The following is a 15766-nucleotide window of genomic DNA, read 5'->3' as shown; positions in this document are numbered from 1 at the left end:
AGAGATACCTAAATCTGACAAAAGCAAGGAGTAGTTATGCGAAATGTATATCCTGTTATACGTCTTGCAATGTTGGGCGTTTGCTTAATCCTGACAGCATGCGCGACATTGACGCAACCGTCAGCTGTTATCGCTATAAAGGATCCGCATCCAGCCCCAGTCTATAACTTCCATATCGTAATCCCAGGTGGCACTGATGGTGTAGGTGCAATCTACCGAAGCGGTCAACCAAAGGGAGATGCAGATTGGTGCTATCTGGAGAAGATAGGCATCAAGACCGTGGTCAAGCTGAACAAATTCTCGTCTGATGCAGACGAGTCAGAAGAACTTCGTCTCGCCAAGAAGCATAATATCAATGTAATCCCTCTTTACATGCAACCGGAAGACTTCCCGCATAACTTAAACCCATGGGCCAGTCCAGATGAAAATATTCTCAAGCAAGCGATAGAAGCATTAGAGAAAGGAAATAATTGGCCGGTCTTGGTGCATTGCAGCCATGGGAAGGACCGCACGGGATTGGTTATCGCGGCCTATACCGTGCGCAACAAGAATTTTTGTAAGGATACCGCCTACGCGCAGATGAGGTACTACGGAACCAACCCATTATTATTCGGGATTAAACCCAGGCTATACAACAGCCCCAATATCAAGGAGAACCCTGGCTGCACTCACGAGTGGATCGCACAATGAAGCAATGATGTTCCGCGGGTAACCGACGCCCAACCCATCCATCAAGTAGGATGAACTAAAGTACGCCCCTTATGTCAAAAGTTGAAATCAAAAAAAGGCCTGTGATCGCTCACAGGCCTTAGGGTGATTTATATTAATTAAACTTTACTTTTCTGTCGTCTCTGCTTTCGCAGCCTTTGCCTCTTTCTTCTTTGCCTTCTGCTCTATCTCCTCTTTGTTCTGGAGCTTCTCATAATCAACAAACTCAAGCACAGCCATTGAAGCATTGTCGCCTATCCTGTTGCGGGTCTGCAGCACTCTAAGGTAACCGCTGGTGCGGCTTATCTTCGGTGCTATTTCATTAAAGAGTTTGGTGATGGAGTTCTCATCAGGAATAGATGACATCGCAAGCCTTCTTGCATGCAGGTCGCCCTTCTTGCCGAGAGTGATTATCTTCTCAGCTATCTTCCTTGTCTCTTTTGCCTTGGCAACGGTCGTCTCTATCTTTAAGTGGGTTAAAAGTGATATTACCAAACCCCTCAAAAGTGCTTTCCTCTGCTTTGTGTTCCTTCCAAATCCTCTGCCGGCTACTTTATGACGCATGCTTGACTCCTCTGGCCTTCTCCAGTTTCTTCAACACATCTGGTTCAATCCTCATGTTAAAGTGCAGGCCCATCTTTAAAACTACCTCTTTTATCTCGTTTAGTGACTTTCTGCCGAAGTTTTTAGTCCTGAGCATCTCAGACTCAGTCCTCTGTACAAGGTCGGCAATTGTAAATATATTTGCATTCTTAAGGCAGTTATTTGAACGTACTGAAAGCTCAAGTTCATCAACGCTCTTAAGGAGATTGTCATTAAACACACTCAGTGAACTCGGTTCTTCCTCTTCATCCATCTCCTCAAACGAACTATCATCATCTTCTTCATCAGGAACAATATCATCTGCATATGCATCTGTATCTATAACTTCCTTTTTCACTTCCTCATCCATGGAAAAAAGAGATATATGTTCATTTAGTATATTTGCGGCCTGGGAAAGAGCTTCCTGAGGAGTGATACTGCCGTCAGTCCATATCTCCATGATAAGCTTATCAAAGTCGGTTGAACGGCCAACCCTGGCCCCCTCTATCCAAAAGTTGACCTTCCTGACAGGGGTGAATATAGAGTCTACCTTTATCATATCCACGGTTTCATCCTCACCGTGCACTTCATCAGGCACTCTGTAGCCGGTGCCCTTTTCAATCTTGAGTTCAGCAGTAAATTTCATCTTCTTGTCAAGGGTTGCAATATGCTGATCAGGGGTAAGAACCTCGACATCGGCATCAGTGATAATATCCCTGCCCTTGACCTCCCCGGGGCCGCTTATCTCAATAGTTACAACCTTGGGTTCATCTGAATGCATCTTGAATCTGAGCTGCTTGATGTTGAGTATGAGATCAACGACATCCTCTTTAAGGCCCTGCAGCGTGGAAAACTCATGAAGCACTCCAGGAATCTTTACAGAAGTAACCGCTGCCCCTTCAATAGAAGAAAGCAAAACCCTTCTTAATGCGTTACCTACAGTAGTGCCATAGCCTCTTTCAAATGGTTCGGCGATAAGCTTGCCATATTTATGGTCGCTGCCTGAATCAAAAACAACCCTTTCAGGAATGTTAAAACCTCTTTTTTTGAATTCCATCTGTCCTCCAAAATATGAAAAAAGTTACAAGTTAAAAGCTAAAAATTAAAAAAATTATTAATAACTTTTAACTTAAGAATATTAAAATTATTTTGAATAAAGCTCAACTATGAGCTGTTCCTGAACAGGAATATCTATTTCATCTCTTTCAGGAAGATGCAGAACCTTGCCCTTCAGGCCTTCAATATCCATTTCAAGCCAGGACAATACTCCCTTCTGCTGAACTTTTTCCATGTTTTCCTGAATGACCTTGAACTTCTTGCCGGCTTCACTCGGACTTACAACATCACCTGCGCGAACAAGGTATGAAGATATATTTACAGGTTTGCCGTTCACGGTAAAGTGGCCGTGTGTCACTAACTGTCTTGCCTGGTTGCGGTTTGCAGCAAAGCCAAGACGGAAAACAACATTGTCAAGCCTGCTCTCAAGAATTTTAAGAAGATTACTTCCTGTAACCCCGCTCATTTTATCCGCCATGTAAAAATATTTCTTAAACTGACGCTCAAGCACACTGTAAGTTTCCTTAGCCTTCTGTTTAGCCCTTAACTGGACGGCATAGTCGGACATCTTCTTTCTTCGCTGGCCATGCTGTCCTGGGGGATACTTTCTCCTCTCTACAGCACATTTATCCATAAAACATCTGTCACCTTTAAGGAAGAGTTTCTCCCCTTCCCTTCTGCACAGCCTGCAGAGGGCTCCTGTGTATCTTGCCATTAGACTCTTCTCCTCTTCGGCGGCCTTGTGCCGTTATGCGGAACAGGTGTAATATCTCTTATTATATTAACTCCGAGTCCGGCTGAAGACACGGCCCTTATCGCCGATTCCCTGCCTGCTCCCGGACCCTTGACAAATATATCGACCTGGCGCATTCCAAATCCCATCGCCTTCTTTGAGGCATTTTCCGCAGTGATCTGCGCAGCATATGGCGTGCCTTTTCTTGAACCTTTAAAACCATGGGCACCTGCTGAAGACCATGCGACAACATTGCCTGATTTATCAGTTATTGTAACTATTGTATTATTAAAAGTAGCCTGAATAAATACTGAACCTGAATGAACTGCCTTTTTCTCTTTTTTTCCGCCTCGCTTCTTCTGGGCCATTAATCCTCCAATCCTTATATATAATTACAATCTGGATATTGTTTCAGTGAATATTATTTTTTCTGAAGCCCGCCAATAGATTTTTTAGCGCCCTTACGCGTACGGGCATTAGTCTTTGTCCTCTGCCCTCTCGAAGGGAGTTTAAGTTTATGCCTGGTTCCCCTGTAACTGCCTATATCACGCAGCCTCTTTATGTTCATGGCTACCTCACGCCTGAGATCACCCTCAACCGTAAAATCCTTATCTATAGCAGCCCTTATCTTAATGCCTTCCTCGTCAGTAATGTCCTTGACTCTCTTGTTAAAGTCGACTCCGGCTTCCTTAAGTATATTCATGGAAGCAGTCCGCCCTATACCAAAGATTTTTGTAAGTCCTATCTCTATCCTCTCATTGTTTTGTAAATCTACTCCTGCTATTCTCACTTTCTCTCCTTAAAATAATTATGAGTTAAGAGTTGAATGTTAACAGGCAAGTTAATCCTCAACTCTTAACTTGTTATCACCCTTGTCTCTGCTTGTGTTTGGGGTTGGTACAAATAACGCGTAGAATCCCCTCTCTCTTAATTATCTTGCATTTTGTACACATTGGTTTTACTGATGAACGCACTTTCATTTATCCCTCAATTTTAAAATATTATTTTTTCAAGCAATAACTTTTCTATTTATACCTGTATGTTATTCTGCCTTTAGAAAGGTCATAAGGCGAAAGAGCAACGGTTACCTTGTCACCGGGAAGTATCTTTATAAAATGCATGCGCATCTTCCCTGAAACATATGCCAGTATCTCCTGCCCATTCTCCAGCTCAACCTTAAACATCGCATTGGGCAGATTCTTCAGAATGGTGCCTTGTACCTCTATTGACTCTTCCTTTGTCATTTTTAACTTGTAAGTATAAATAATTTAATGAAATTTAGTCAAGATTAATGGACCATTTTTAGTCACTGCGACAGTATGCTCGAAATGGGCAGACAGGCGGTGATCACGGGTTACTGCTGTCCAGCCGTCATTCATAACATCTACTTTCCATGTTCCTGCATTTATCATAGGCTCAATTGCAAGAGTCATGCCATCTCTCAGAATGGGGCCTACTCCAGGCTTCCCAAAATTAGGGATCTGCGGATCCTCATGAAGTTCCCTGCCGATACCATGCCCGACAAATTGCTTTACAACTGAAAAACCATCGGCTTCAGCATGCTTCTGAACAGCATAAGATATATCTGAAAGCCTGTTGCCAACAAGTGCTTTTTCAATACCTTTATAAAGTGCTTCTTCTGTAGCAGACAGCAATTTGCCGGCTTCTTCAGATATCTGCCCCACAGGCAAAGTTATGGCAGCGTCTCCATAAAACCCCCCTTGGTAGACGCCGACATCAATACTGATTATATCACCTTCTTTTAATACAGCAGGGCCTGGTATTCCGTGTACTACCTGATCATTCAGTGAAGTACAGAGTGTTGCCGGATAGCCCTTATAACCCTTAAAAGCCGGCGTTGCCTTTTGTGACAAAATATACGATTCTGCAATTTGATCAAGTTCTTTTGTCGTCATGCCGGGAACTATGCTCTCCCTTATCTTCATGAGGACTTCAGCCACTATACGGCATGCTACTGCCATCCTGTCTATTTCATCCTGAGACTTTAGAACTATCAATGATCGATACCAGTAAGAAACAAAAAACTCAAATCACCTTTAATAATATTCAGCCTCTCCTGCCGCGAATCCTGCCCTTTTTGAGAAAGCCGTCATATGAACGTGTAACAAGATGCGACTCCATCTGTGAAATGGTATCAAGCGCCACACCGACCACGATGAGAATGGACGTGCCGCCGAAATAGAATGGAACATTGAACCACGTTATAAGGAACTGGGGCAACAGACATACCGAAGCAAGATAGACCGCACCGCCGAAAGTAATCCTTGAAAGCACCTTGAAGATGTGGTCTGATGTCTTCTGACCGGGTCTTACGCCAGGGATAAACCCCCCATGCTTCTTAAGGTTCTCCGCTATATCAACAGGATTAAATGTTATAGAAGCATAAAAATAGCAGAAAAAGAATACCATTGCGGTAAAAGATAATGTGTAGAATACAGACCCAGGAGCAAACTGGCCTGCAATTGATTGAACCCAGGGAATAGAGATAAATCCTGCGATAGTTGCAGGGAACATTAAAATAGAAGATGCGAAAATAGGAGGTATGACACCGGCAGTATTAATCTTTAGCGGAAGGTGCGTATTCTGCCCGCCGTAAACCTTTCTCCCAACAACCCTTTTGGCATATTGTATAGGTATTTTCCGCTGACCTCTTTCAATGAAGACAATAACAGCTATCACAGCAATCATCATAACTAACAAAAGCAACATTAATATAAGGTTTATCTCTCCTGCCTTGATAAGAGATATTGAACTAATAACAGCATTTGGAAAGCCTGCGACTATTCCGGCATAGATTATAAGAGATATCCCGTTGCCGATGCCTCTTTCGGTTATCTGTTCGCCAAGCCACATGATAAAGGCGGTGCCTGAAGTCATTGTCAGCATCGTCATCAGCCTGAACGACCATCCGGGATCCTGTACAAAAGCACCCTGGTTCATGCTCTCAATACCGACTGCTATACCTAACGACTGAATGATACTTATAACTACCGTGCCGTATCTCGTATATTGGGTGATCTTCTTTCTTCCGCTTTCCCCCTCTTTGGCCAATTTCCCAAGTGCAGGGACAACAACAGTAAGAAGTTGAAGTATGATCGAAGCACTGATGTAAGGCATTATTCCCAGAGCAAATATGGTGGCTCTTGACAAGGCACCTCCTGAGAACATATCAAAGAAGCCCATAAGAGCGCCGCCCCTGTCCAGAAGGAACTTGCTAAGCTCCAGACCGTCTATGCCAGGAGTCGGGATGTGTGCGCCTATTCTGTAAACAGCCAAAAGGCCAAGTGTGAAGAGTATCCTGCTCTTCAGTTCGGGGATTTTGAAAACATTTTTAAAGCTCGCGACTATGCTCATATTATTTATCCGGCTAAATGAATGCTCAAGGAGTGTTTAGTATTACCAGGTCTTTTCAAACTCTGGAACTTATATTGTTTCAGCATTACCCTTTGCTTTGGCTATCTTTTCTTTAGCAGAAGCGCTGAAGGCATGAGCTTTAACATTAATAGAGTTTGTCAGCTCACCAGATCCGAGTATCTTTACCGGATTTGCAATATTCTTTATCAAACCCTTCTCCACCAGCACTTCCGGAGTTATCGGAGTTTCAGTTATATCGTTTAAAGCTCCTACATTGACAACAGAAAACTGCTCCTGGAAAATATTGGTGAATCCCCTCTTTGGGGTTCTGCGCTGCAGCGGCATCTGTCCGCCCTCAAAGCCCGGCCTTGTGCCGCCTCCGGTTCTTGCTTTCTGTCCCTTGTGGCCCCTGCAGGATGTCTTCCCGTGGCCCGACCCAGGTCCTCTTCCAACCCTCTTTCTCTTCTTTGTGCTGCCTGGTACCGGTGCAAGATCTGATAATCTCATTAATTTTTCCTTTTTATCTCTAAATAACTATATAGAAATCTTCAATTATTTTTCTGATTCAACAACTTCCAGCATATGCGAAATCTTATGGATCATTCCCCTTATCGTAGGCTCATCCCTGTGCAGTACTGTCTGATGAAGTTTTCTCAAACCAAGAGATCTTACGATCTTTCTCTGTTTTTCAGGTTTGCCAATCACACTTCGCTTTAATGTTATCTTAAGATTCATCATTGTTTAATCCCTGCTCCTGTCCTTCTTCTGCCCTGCCTGCCCTTCTAAGGGCCGTGTTGCTATCCTGCAATTTGGTGAATCCGTCTATTGTTGCCCTTATCATATTAAAAGGGTTTCTGCTGCCTAGAGACTTTGCAACTATGTTACGAATCCCAGTCATTTCCATAACAGCCCTTACAGGCCCTCCGGCAATAAGTCCTGTTCCAGGTTTTCCTGGCTGAATAACAACCTTGCCAGCTCCATAACTGCCTACTATCCTATGCGGGATAGTCCCATTATTCATAGAAACTTTGATCAGGTTCTTCTTGGCATGTTCAATAGCCTTCCTTATGGCCTCGGGAACCTCTCCAGCTTTGCCCTTACCAAATCCGACATAACCGTTTTCATCGCCAACAACAACAAGGGCACTAAAGGAAAATCTCCTTCCGCCTTTTACAACCTTGGCGACTCTATTAATAAAAACTACCTTGTCTTTCAGATTCAGACTTTCAGGGTTGATCCTACCCACTATGCCTCCAGAATAAATTATATTTTAAATTTATCATCTTCAATTAAAATTCCAATCCGCCTTCTCTTGCTGCATCGGCAAGGGCCTTGACCCTTCCGTGATAAAGATACCCGCCTCTGTCAAAAACAACGCTCTTTATCCCTTTACTTGAAGCCCTCTCTGCAATGAGCAGGCCTACAACCTTTGCGGAATCAATGTTTCCTCCGGACTTGATCTTTCCCTTGATCTCCTTGTCCAGGCTTGATGCAGAAGCAACAGTCGTTCCGGAATAATCATCTATAAGCTGCGCATATATATGATTACTGCTCCTGAAGACATTAAGCCTTGTCCTGACAGCGGTACCGGCGATCTTCTTCCTAACCCTGAAATGTCTTTTCTTTCTTGGTTCCTGCCTCTTTAAGTTCAAAAAAACCTCCGACTTATAACTCTCATTTTGTTTTTAATGTTTACAACAATCGCCAGCTTACTTCCCTGTCTTGCCGGCCTTCAACTTGATCTGCTCACCTTCGAATCTTATACCTTTGCCTTTATATGCATCAGGACGCCTTATTGCTCTTATATTAGCAGCCACCTGGCCTATAAGTTGTTTATCAATACCTGTGAGTGTCAACAGTGTCTGCTTCTTATCGATCTCAGCACTGATGCCTTCAGGAAGGATAAACTCCACAGGATGTGAATATCCAATCGCGAAATTGATCTTATTGCCCTGTACCTGCGCCCTGTAACCAACTCCAACGATCTGAAGCACGATCTTGTAACCTTCGCTTACTCCGGTAACCATATTGGCAATAATACTTCTTGTGGTCCCATGAAGAGACCTGACATCCTTTGAATCAGACGGCCTTTCAACAACAAGCACCTTGTCCTGAAGAGAAACCTTCATCCGCAACGGAAAGTCCCAAACCAATGCACCCTTTGGGCCCTTGACAGAGATATTGCTTCCCTGTATCTTGACATCTACACCATTAGCTACATTTATCGGGGTTTTACCTATTCTAGACATTTTATCTCCAAAGAAAATTACTTAACTTTAAACTCATAACAGTTTTTACCATACACTGCAGAGAACTTCTCCGCCAACTCTCTCTTTTCTGCACATATCATCAGAGAAGACGCCTTTTGATGTGGAGATGATAGCTAAACCAACTCCGCCCATAACCTTTGGAATACTTTGGCTATCAACATAAACCCTTCTGCCGGGCTTGCTTATCCTCTTAAGGTCTGTTATCACCCTTTTATCTCCACCAAAATACTTAAGAGAAATTCTGATGATCCCCTGTTTATTGTCCTTCAAGACCTTGTAGCCCCTTATAAATCCTTTTTCCTTAAGGATCTTGGTCATCTCAAGCTTAAGCTTTGAAGAAGGCATATCAACCTTTTCAAGCTTTGCCATATTACCATTCCTGATTCTTGTAAGCATATCTGCAATCGGATCTGTCATCATATATTTATACCTCTTACCAACTTGATTTTGTTACGCCAGGGATCATGCCTTTTAAGGCAAGCGTCCTGAAGCATATTCTGCACATTCCGAATTTCCTGAGAAAACCGTTAGGCCTTCCGCACAGGCGGCATCTGTGATATGCCCTGACCTTAAACTTAGGCGTCCTTTTACATTTCTCAACCAAACACTTCTTTGCCATAAAACTCCCTTTGCTCAGTTAACGTTTTTATTAATAAAAGGCATGCCTAAATGCTTTAGTAACGCCCTTCCTTGTGCATCGGTTTTCGCCGATGTAACAATGACCACGTTCATCCCGTGAGTGCTGGCTATCTTGTCATAATTTATCTCAGGGAATATTATCTGTTCCTTTACGCCAAACGAAAAATTACCCCTGCCATCAAACGATTTTGGAGATACCCCGTTAAAATCCCTGATTCTCGGCAAAGCAAGCGAGATGAACTTATCGAGGAAATCATACATCCTGTCGCCTCTTAGCGTGACCTTTGCACCTATGGACATACCTTCCCTAAGCTTGAATGTCGCAATGGATTTCTTGGCCTTTGTAATAACAGGCGCCTGCCCCGTAATAGTAGCCAATTCTTTCACTGCTGCATCAAGGAGTTTGATCTCCTGAATAGCCTCACCCATCCCGACATTAAGGACAATAGATGTCACCTTCGGAACCTGCATAACATTCTTAAAGGAGAACTCTTTCATCAGAGTCGCCACAACTTCTTTATTATATTTCTCTCTTAATCTGCTCATCGGCGTTACTAAATAACCTCCCCGCACTTGTTGCATGTCCGGACTTTAGTTCCGTTCTCAAGTATCTTGTGTCCTATCCTGATAGGCTTATCGCATTTTGAGCAAACAAGCATTACATTAGACAGATTCATAGGAGCCTCTTTTTCTATGATGCCGCCCTGTTTGTATTGATTATTCGGCTTCATATGTTTCTTGATCATGTTGATGCTTTCGATAATGAGCCTGCCCTTGCCCGGGTCAACTTCAAGAACCCTGCCTCTCTTGCCTTTATCATCACCGGATATTACCAGTATCGTATCTTCTTTTTTTATACCTAATCCCACAACTGCTCCTTTAATTTATAAGACCTCTGGGGCAAGAGAGATGATCTTCATGTAATCTTTCCATCTTAACTCCCTTGCAACCGGTCCAAATATTCTTGTGCCTACAGGCTCCCCTTCAGCGTTGATTAAAACAGCGGCATTCTGATCGAACCTTATGTAGGAACCGTCCTGCCTCCGCAGCTCCTTTTTAGTCCTGACGACAACCGCCTTCATTACAGAACCCTTCTTTACATTACTGTTAGCTATCGCCTCTTTTACTGAAACTACGATCCTGTCACCGATCCTGGCATATCTCCTTCGAGAACCGCCAGAAACCCTGATGCACATAACCTTCTTTGCTCCTGAGTTGTCAGCTACATCCAATACTGTCTGAACCTGTATCATTCGCTTCCTCTTTTGACTATTTCAGTCACTTTCCATCTCTTATCTTTGCTTATAGGCCTTGATTCAGTTATCTGAACCTTGTCGCCGATCTTACACTGGTTCTCTTCATCGTGCGCTTTGAACTTTGACACCTTCGTTATAGTCTTCTTATAAAGAGGGTGCTGTGTAACTCTGGTAACAGCCACAACAACTGTCTTGTCCATCTTATCGCTCAGTACTTCTCCTGTATAGTTTTTTCTTGGCATATCTATTTCTCTCTAATGAATTATTTGTTGGCCCTTGATTTATAACCTGATATAGTTAAGACCCTTGCAATTCCCTTTTTTACCTGATTAATTCTCATAGGGTTCTCTATCTCGCCAGTCACCTTCTGAAACCTCAGATTGAATAATTCCTTTCTCAGATCATGCTCTTCCTGCCTGAGTTCTTCAACAGTCATATCACGTAGTTCAGAGGATTTCTTCATAGTACATCTCCTCTCTTGACAAATTTTGTAGCAATCGCAAGTTTATGTGACGCAAGTCTTAGAGCCTCTTTTGCCAGTTCCTCACTGACACCTGATATCTCATACATGACCCTTCCAGGCTTAACCACGGCAACCCATACACCTGACAGAGCGCCTTTCCCCTTACCCATTCTTGTTTCTGCGGGTTTTTTGGTAAGTGGCTTGTCAGGAAATATCCTTATCCAGAGTTTACAGCCTCTCTTGGCATGCCTTGATATCGCGATCCTCGCAGACTCTATCTGACGGTTAGTGACCCAACCCGGCTCAAGCGCTTTAAGCCCGTACTCGCCGAAAGATATTGACGAGCCCCTGTAGGCCTTACCGTTCATATTGCCCTTCATCATCTTTCTGAATTTAACTTTTTTTGGCATTAACATGGCTGTCTTCCCTTAAACTACTGTATCTCCGCTTGCAATTTCTGCTATAGCGGGTTTTTCTAAAATATCACCTTTATATATCCAGACCTTTACCCCTATTCTTCCGAAAGTGGTCTTTGCCTCAGCAGTTCCATAATCAATGTCAGACCTGAATGTGTGCAAAGGAACCCTTCCTTCACGATACCACTCTGACCTTGCTATTTCTGCGCCGCCAAGTCTGCCGCCGCACATTACTTTGATACCCAATGCTCCGAACCTGCGGGCAGTAGTGACAGACTTCTTCATCGCCCTCCTGAACATTATCCTCTTCTCCAGCTGAAGCGCAATATTTTCAGCAACAAGCTGTGCATCAAGTTCAGGCTTTCTGACCTCTTTAATATCTATAGAAACCTTCTTGCCTGTCATATCTTCAAGGGTCTTTTTAAGCTTATCGACCTCAGCACCTCTTTTGCCGATGATGATCCCGGGGCGTGCTGTCTGGATAATGACCTTCAGTTTCTGACCGGCCCTCTCTATCTCAACCTTGGGCACGCCTGCATGAAAAAGCGTTTCCTTGATGAACTTTTGTATGGCAAGATCTTCGTGAAGCAACTCAACATAGTCTTTCTTAGCAAACCATTTCGAGTTCCATGTCTTAATTATTCCGAGCCTTATTCCTATCGGATGTACTTTCTGCCCCAAATTTTCCTCCGATCCTATTCTTCCAGAATTAAAGTTATATGACTTGATCTCTTTCTTATTACATCCGCCCTGCCCATGGCACGAGGCATCATTCTTTTCATTACGGGACCCTGGTTAACAAGTACCTTCGCAACTCTCATTGACTCAGGGTCTGCAACCTTCTTCTGTTCTGCATTGGCAACAGCAGACCTGAGTATCTTATATACAATCCTTGCAGGACTGTGAGGAAGGAACTTGAGGCTTATAAGAGCATCTCCCGCTGTTTTCCCTTTTATCAAATCTGTTACTCTCCTGACCTTCCTTGGAGAGATCCTTGCATATCTTAATAACGCTTTAGATTCCATAGTTATTTCTTCTTTGGCACTTCTTTCTTGGCGCCTGAATGTGCTCTGAATGTCCTTGTCGGTGAAAATTCACCGAGTTTGTGTCCAACCATATTCTCAGTAACATATACCGGAATAAATTTATTGCCATTATGAACTGCAAATGTAAATCCGATGAACTCAGGAACTATCGTTGACCTTCTGTACCAGGTCTTTATGATCTTCTTGTCATTCTTTTCGCTCATCATAAGAACCTTCTTCATGAGTTTAGCATCTACATACGGCCCTTTTTTCAGTGATCTTGCCAAGGTCTGTCCTCCATTCTTCTAACTTCTTTTATTCAATTATTTCTTTCTTCTCCTGACAATGAGCCTGTCAGTCTTCTTATTGTTCCTGGTCTTTACACCCTCAGGCTTGCCCCATGGTGAACACGGCGGCCTGCCGCCTGAAGTCCTGCCCTCACCGCCTCCGAGAGGATGGTCGACAGGGTTCATAACTACACCCCTGACACCGGGCCTCTTGCCTAACCATCTGTTCCTGCCAGCCTTGCCGAGAGATATGTTCTCTCTCTCAACATTGCCAACCTGTCCGACAGTAGCTATACAGCCTGAAGGAATAAGCCTTACCTCTGAAGATGAAAGCTTTATATGGCACATATCCTTATCTTTGGCAACTAGCTGCGCATATGAACCAGCGCTCCTGGCAATTGAACCTCCTTCACCAGGCCTGAGTTCTATGTTATGGATGATAGTTCCAAGAGGAATGCTGCTTACAGGCAATGCATTTCCATTCTTTATCTCCGCATCCTTGCCTGACATGAGCTTGTCGCCTACCTGCACACCTAACGGCGTAAGTATATATCTCCTCTCGCCATCAGCATACCTGAGAAGGCTTATACGCGATGTCCTGTTCGGATCGTACTCAATCGTCTCAACTACGCACGGTATATTTATCTTGTCACGCTTAAAGTCAATGATCCTGTAAGCCCTTTTATGGCCTCCGCCCTTCAGCCATGACGTAATGCGCCCCTTGTTATTTCTTCCACCCGACCTCTTTATCGGGAGAACAAGCGGCTTATATGGTTTTGTCTCTGTGATCTCTGCAAAGTCAAAACCACTTTTAAAACGTGAGCCCGGTGATGTTGGTTTATATTTTTTTATTGCCATTTATGCACCTTCGACAAAATCGAATTTCTCCCCTTCTTTTAATGTAACCATAGCCTTTTTCCAGTCTGATCTTTTGCCTGCGTATTTACCAAGCCGCTTCTTTTTCCCTTTACAGTTGACGGTTCTTACAGAATCTACTTTAACTTTCAGGATTCCTTCAACAGCTTTTTTTATCTCTATTTTATTCGCAGTCTTGCTGACCTTGAACAATATCACATTATTAGTCTCTTTTAGCAGTGAGCCCTTTTCCGTCAGAAGCGGGCCATGAAGAACATTATATTCTTTGCTCATCCCAGGTATATCTCCTTGATCCGTTCAACAGCTCCCTTAAGTATCATAACTTTGTCATGATTAAGTATTGAGTAAACATTAAGCTCACTCGCCCTTGCCACATGAACATTGGGAATATTACCGGCTGAAAGCTCAAGTGCGCTGTCTTTTTCCGGTATAACTATCAGAACGCTTTTTTCGATCCCCATCGTTTTAAGTATGCTTGCAAGTTCCTTAGTCTTTGGCGTGGCAATAGGAAGACTATCAACAACAAGGACTTCCCCGTCAACAACTTTTGCAGAAAGCGCAGCACTTAGTGCCCCCCATTTGACCTTTTTGGGCAGCTTATATGAATAGTCTCTTGGCCTTGGTCCAAAGACAGTACCGCCGCCTCTCCAGACAGGAGACCTGCTGCTTCCTGCCCTGGCCCTGCCGGTACCCTTCTGCTTGTAAGGCTTTTTGCCTCCGCCGCTGACCTCGCCCTTCGTCTTTGTACAAGCATTTCCCTGACGCTTGTTCGCAAGATAATTACGAACAACGTCATGAAGGATTCCGTTTTTGACCTCGACACCGAATATGTCATCAGGCAGATCTATCTTACTCACTGCTATATTTTCTTTATTCAATACGTCTATCTGTGGCATCAGCCTTTATTCTCCTTAACAGCCAGATCAGGCATTGGAGCATTGGAACCGATAACTACATAATTACCGTTCGCCCCCGGAACTGCACCTTTTACAAGCAAGAGATTCAATTCCTTCTTTATATCAACAACCTCAATGTTCATTGTTGTAACCTTTACATTGCCCATCTGCCCTGGAAGCCCCTTGTTCTTCCAAACCCTTGAGGGATAAGAACTGGCTCCCATAGAACCTGGCGCCCTCTTGAACATAGAGCCGTGAGATGCCGGGCCTCCTCCGTAGTTATGTCTCTTCATAACTCCCTGAAAGCCTTTACCTTTGGAAGTCCCTGAGATGTTGACGATATCCCCCTTTGAAAAAATATCAACGGTTATGTCATCCCCTTCTTTCAATCCTTCCATATTAAACTCTCTCAAGAAACGGTAAGCCGGTGATGATGTCTTACTGAAATGTCCAAGCATCGGCTTAGTTACATTCTTTTCCTTGCGGTTAGGATCAAAACCGATCTGTACAGTAATATAACCGTCTTTATCCTTATTTTTGGATTGCGTTACCCTGCATGGTCCTGCTTCTATTACAGTGACCGGGATAACTTGCCCATCGTCCATAAATACCTGGGTCATGCCTAATTTTTTTCCAAGAATTGCTTTCATAATTTTATCTCTACATCTACCCCTGCGGATAGATCAAGTTTCATAAGTGCATCAACTGTCTGTGAAGTTGGTTCAAGAATATCTATCAGTCTTTTATGGGTCCTGATCTCAAACTGTTCCCTTGACTTCTTGTCAACATGAGGACCCCTGAGCACAGTGATCTTGCTGATCTTGGTCGGCAAAGGTACCGGACCTGAGATCTTTGCGCCTGTACGTTTTGCAGTCTCAACTATCTCTTTAACAGACTGATCCAGCAGTCTGTGATCATAAGCTTTTAGATTAATCCTTATCTTCTCGTTCATATTCTCCTGCTACTGGCTCTCAATATATTATTCAATTATCTTAGCGACAACACCTGCGCCAACTGTCCTTCCGCCTTCTCTTACTGCGAACCTCAATCCCTCTTCCATCGCTATATTGCTTATGAGCTCAACTTCTATATTTACGTTGTCTCCGGGCATTACCATCTCTACTCCCTCAGGAAGCTGTGCTATTCCTGTAACATCGGTCGTCCTGAAGTAGAACTGGGGCCTG

The 15766-nt window shown here is 43.6% G+C and carries 32 protein-coding genes; 1 reads left to right on the top strand and 31 read right to left on the bottom strand.

What is annotated here, in order from left to right; all coding sequences use genetic code 11:
• Window positions 1-36: 36 nt before the first annotated feature.
• Window positions 37-690, top strand: coding sequence for a tyrosine-protein phosphatase (locus tag Q7U10_06345; GenBank protein ID MDO8282230.1), 654 nt, complete (start codon window positions 37-39; stop codon window positions 688-690).
• A 144-nt stretch (window positions 691-834) separates the two neighbouring features.
• Here Q7U10_06345 and rplQ read toward each other — a convergent pair whose 3' ends face one another.
• The 31 genes from rplQ to tuf all read right to left on the bottom strand — a co-directional run.
• Window positions 835-1272 carry a 50S ribosomal protein L17 gene (gene rplQ / locus Q7U10_06340; protein ID MDO8282229.1) on the bottom strand — a complete coding sequence of 146 codons (438 nt, stop codon included), beginning with the start codon at window positions 1270-1272 and terminating at the stop codon, window positions 835-837.
• Window positions 1262-2347, bottom strand: coding sequence for a DNA-directed RNA polymerase subunit alpha (locus tag Q7U10_06335; protein ID MDO8282228.1), 1086 nt, complete (start codon window positions 2345-2347; stop codon window positions 1262-1264). Before Q7U10_06335 ends, rplQ begins: the two co-directional genes overlap by 11 nt.
• Before the next feature lie 87 nt (window positions 2348-2434).
• Window positions 2435-3061 carry a 30S ribosomal protein S4 gene (gene rpsD / locus Q7U10_06330; protein ID MDO8282227.1) on the bottom strand — a complete coding sequence of 209 codons (627 nt, stop codon included), beginning with the start codon at window positions 3059-3061 and terminating at the stop codon, window positions 2435-2437.
• The gene (gene rpsK, locus Q7U10_06325) at window positions 3061-3447 is read right to left on the bottom strand and encodes a 30S ribosomal protein S11 (GenBank protein ID MDO8282226.1); all 387 of its coding nucleotides are present in this window, start codon (window positions 3445-3447) and stop codon (window positions 3061-3063) included. Before rpsK ends, rpsD begins: the two co-directional genes overlap by 1 nt.
• Window positions 3448-3500: 53 nt before the next feature.
• Window positions 3501-3869 carry a 30S ribosomal protein S13 gene (gene rpsM, locus Q7U10_06320; protein MDO8282225.1) on the bottom strand — a complete coding sequence of 123 codons (369 nt, stop codon included), beginning with the start codon at window positions 3867-3869 and terminating at the stop codon, window positions 3501-3503.
• 76 nt (window positions 3870-3945) lie between these two features.
• Window positions 3946-4059 carry a 50S ribosomal protein L36 gene (gene rpmJ / locus Q7U10_06315; GenBank protein MDO8282224.1) on the bottom strand — a complete coding sequence of 38 codons (114 nt, stop codon included), beginning with the start codon at window positions 4057-4059 and terminating at the stop codon, window positions 3946-3948.
• Between the two features lie 45 nt (window positions 4060-4104).
• On the bottom strand, window positions 4105-4323 hold the full coding sequence (gene infA, locus Q7U10_06310) for a translation initiation factor IF-1 (protein MDO8282223.1): 219 nt from the start codon (window positions 4321-4323) through the stop codon (window positions 4105-4107).
• A gap of 24 nt (window positions 4324-4347) precedes the next feature.
• Window positions 4348-5097, bottom strand: coding sequence for a type I methionyl aminopeptidase (map, locus tag Q7U10_06305; GenBank protein ID MDO8282222.1), 750 nt, complete (start codon window positions 5095-5097; stop codon window positions 4348-4350).
• A 49-nt stretch (window positions 5098-5146) separates the two neighbouring features.
• Complete coding sequence (gene secY / locus Q7U10_06300) at window positions 5147-6454, bottom strand: preprotein translocase subunit SecY (protein ID MDO8282221.1); 1308 nt, start codon at window positions 6452-6454, stop codon at window positions 5147-5149.
• A 69-nt stretch (window positions 6455-6523) separates the two neighbouring features.
• On the bottom strand, window positions 6524-6961 hold the full coding sequence (gene rplO / locus Q7U10_06295; GenBank protein ID MDO8282220.1) for a 50S ribosomal protein L15: 438 nt from the start codon (window positions 6959-6961) through the stop codon (window positions 6524-6526).
• A gap of 45 nt (window positions 6962-7006) precedes the next feature.
• Window positions 7007-7192 carry a 50S ribosomal protein L30 gene (gene rpmD, locus Q7U10_06290; GenBank protein ID MDO8282219.1) on the bottom strand — a complete coding sequence of 62 codons (186 nt, stop codon included), beginning with the start codon at window positions 7190-7192 and terminating at the stop codon, window positions 7007-7009.
• A complete protein-coding gene (rpsE, locus tag Q7U10_06285; GenBank protein ID MDO8282218.1) occupies window positions 7179-7700 on the bottom strand; it encodes a 30S ribosomal protein S5 in 522 nt (173 codons plus the stop codon). The genes rpmD and rpsE overlap by 14 nt, the downstream gene beginning before the upstream one ends.
• 43 nt (window positions 7701-7743) lie before the next feature.
• Window positions 7744-8106, bottom strand: coding sequence for a 50S ribosomal protein L18 (gene rplR, locus Q7U10_06280; GenBank protein MDO8282217.1), 363 nt, complete (start codon window positions 8104-8106; stop codon window positions 7744-7746).
• Between the two features lie 57 nt (window positions 8107-8163).
• Window positions 8164-8703, bottom strand: a complete 540-nt coding sequence (gene rplF, locus Q7U10_06275; GenBank protein MDO8282216.1) for a 50S ribosomal protein L6 — start codon at window positions 8701-8703, stop codon at window positions 8164-8166.
• A gap of 45 nt (window positions 8704-8748) precedes the next feature.
• Complete coding sequence (rpsH, locus tag Q7U10_06270) at window positions 8749-9144, bottom strand: 30S ribosomal protein S8 (protein MDO8282215.1); 396 nt, start codon at window positions 9142-9144, stop codon at window positions 8749-8751.
• A 13-nt stretch (window positions 9145-9157) separates the two neighbouring features.
• Window positions 9158-9343 carry a type Z 30S ribosomal protein S14 gene (locus Q7U10_06265; protein MDO8282214.1) on the bottom strand — a complete coding sequence of 62 codons (186 nt, stop codon included), beginning with the start codon at window positions 9341-9343 and terminating at the stop codon, window positions 9158-9160.
• A gap of 14 nt (window positions 9344-9357) precedes the next feature.
• Window positions 9358-9909: a 50S ribosomal protein L5 gene (gene rplE, locus Q7U10_06260; GenBank protein ID MDO8282213.1), complete on the bottom strand. Its 552-nt coding sequence runs from the start codon at window positions 9907-9909 to the stop codon at window positions 9358-9360.
• An 8-nt stretch (window positions 9910-9917) separates the two neighbouring features.
• The gene (gene rplX, locus Q7U10_06255) at window positions 9918-10232 is read right to left on the bottom strand and encodes a 50S ribosomal protein L24 (protein MDO8282212.1); all 315 of its coding nucleotides are present in this window, start codon (window positions 10230-10232) and stop codon (window positions 9918-9920) included.
• A 15-nt stretch (window positions 10233-10247) separates the two neighbouring features.
• Window positions 10248-10616: a 50S ribosomal protein L14 gene (gene rplN / locus Q7U10_06250; GenBank protein MDO8282211.1), complete on the bottom strand. Its 369-nt coding sequence runs from the start codon at window positions 10614-10616 to the stop codon at window positions 10248-10250.
• Complete coding sequence (gene rpsQ, locus Q7U10_06245) at window positions 10613-10861, bottom strand: 30S ribosomal protein S17 (GenBank protein ID MDO8282210.1); 249 nt, start codon at window positions 10859-10861, stop codon at window positions 10613-10615. The genes rplN and rpsQ overlap by 4 nt, the downstream gene beginning before the upstream one ends.
• A gap of 20 nt (window positions 10862-10881) precedes the next feature.
• Entirely contained in the window at window positions 10882-11082 is a 201-nt protein-coding gene (rpmC, locus tag Q7U10_06240) for a 50S ribosomal protein L29 (GenBank protein ID MDO8282209.1), read from the bottom strand.
• Window positions 11079-11498 carry a 50S ribosomal protein L16 gene (gene rplP, locus Q7U10_06235; protein ID MDO8282208.1) on the bottom strand — a complete coding sequence of 140 codons (420 nt, stop codon included), beginning with the start codon at window positions 11496-11498 and terminating at the stop codon, window positions 11079-11081. The genes rpmC and rplP overlap by 4 nt, the downstream gene beginning before the upstream one ends.
• A 12-nt stretch (window positions 11499-11510) precedes the next feature.
• On the bottom strand, window positions 11511-12179 hold the full coding sequence (gene rpsC / locus Q7U10_06230; protein MDO8282207.1) for a 30S ribosomal protein S3: 669 nt from the start codon (window positions 12177-12179) through the stop codon (window positions 11511-11513).
• A 14-nt stretch (window positions 12180-12193) separates the two neighbouring features.
• On the bottom strand, window positions 12194-12523 hold the full coding sequence (gene rplV, locus Q7U10_06225) for a 50S ribosomal protein L22 (protein ID MDO8282206.1): 330 nt from the start codon (window positions 12521-12523) through the stop codon (window positions 12194-12196).
• Between the two features lie 2 nt (window positions 12524-12525).
• Window positions 12526-12810 (bottom strand): 30S ribosomal protein S19, encoded by a 285-nt coding sequence (gene rpsS, locus Q7U10_06220; GenBank protein MDO8282205.1) that lies wholly within the window; start codon window positions 12808-12810, stop codon window positions 12526-12528.
• A gap of 36 nt (window positions 12811-12846) precedes the next feature.
• Window positions 12847-13668 (bottom strand): 50S ribosomal protein L2, encoded by an 822-nt coding sequence (gene rplB / locus Q7U10_06215; protein ID MDO8282204.1) that lies wholly within the window; start codon window positions 13666-13668, stop codon window positions 12847-12849.
• Window positions 13669-13959 carry a 50S ribosomal protein L23 gene (gene rplW / locus Q7U10_06210; GenBank protein ID MDO8282203.1) on the bottom strand — a complete coding sequence of 97 codons (291 nt, stop codon included), beginning with the start codon at window positions 13957-13959 and terminating at the stop codon, window positions 13669-13671.
• Entirely contained in the window at window positions 13956-14582 is a 627-nt protein-coding gene (gene rplD, locus Q7U10_06205; protein ID MDO8282202.1) for a 50S ribosomal protein L4, read from the bottom strand. The genes rplW and rplD overlap by 4 nt, the downstream gene beginning before the upstream one ends.
• The gene (gene rplC, locus Q7U10_06200; GenBank protein ID MDO8282201.1) at window positions 14582-15235 is read right to left on the bottom strand and encodes a 50S ribosomal protein L3; all 654 of its coding nucleotides are present in this window, start codon (window positions 15233-15235) and stop codon (window positions 14582-14584) included. The genes rplD and rplC overlap by 1 nt, the downstream gene beginning before the upstream one ends.
• Entirely contained in the window at window positions 15229-15534 is a 306-nt protein-coding gene (rpsJ, locus tag Q7U10_06195; protein ID MDO8282200.1) for a 30S ribosomal protein S10, read from the bottom strand. Before rpsJ ends, rplC begins: the two co-directional genes overlap by 7 nt.
• Before the next feature lie 27 nt (window positions 15535-15561).
• The coding region (gene tuf, locus Q7U10_06190; GenBank protein MDO8282199.1) for an elongation factor Tu at window positions 15562-15766 on the bottom strand (205 nt) is incomplete at its 5' end.

Source organism: Thermodesulfovibrionia bacterium, from assembly GCA_030646035.1.
Lineage (GTDB): Bacteria > Nitrospirota > Thermodesulfovibrionia > UBA6902 > UBA6902 > JACQZG01.
This window is presented reverse-complemented; position numbering and strand designations above follow the sequence as displayed.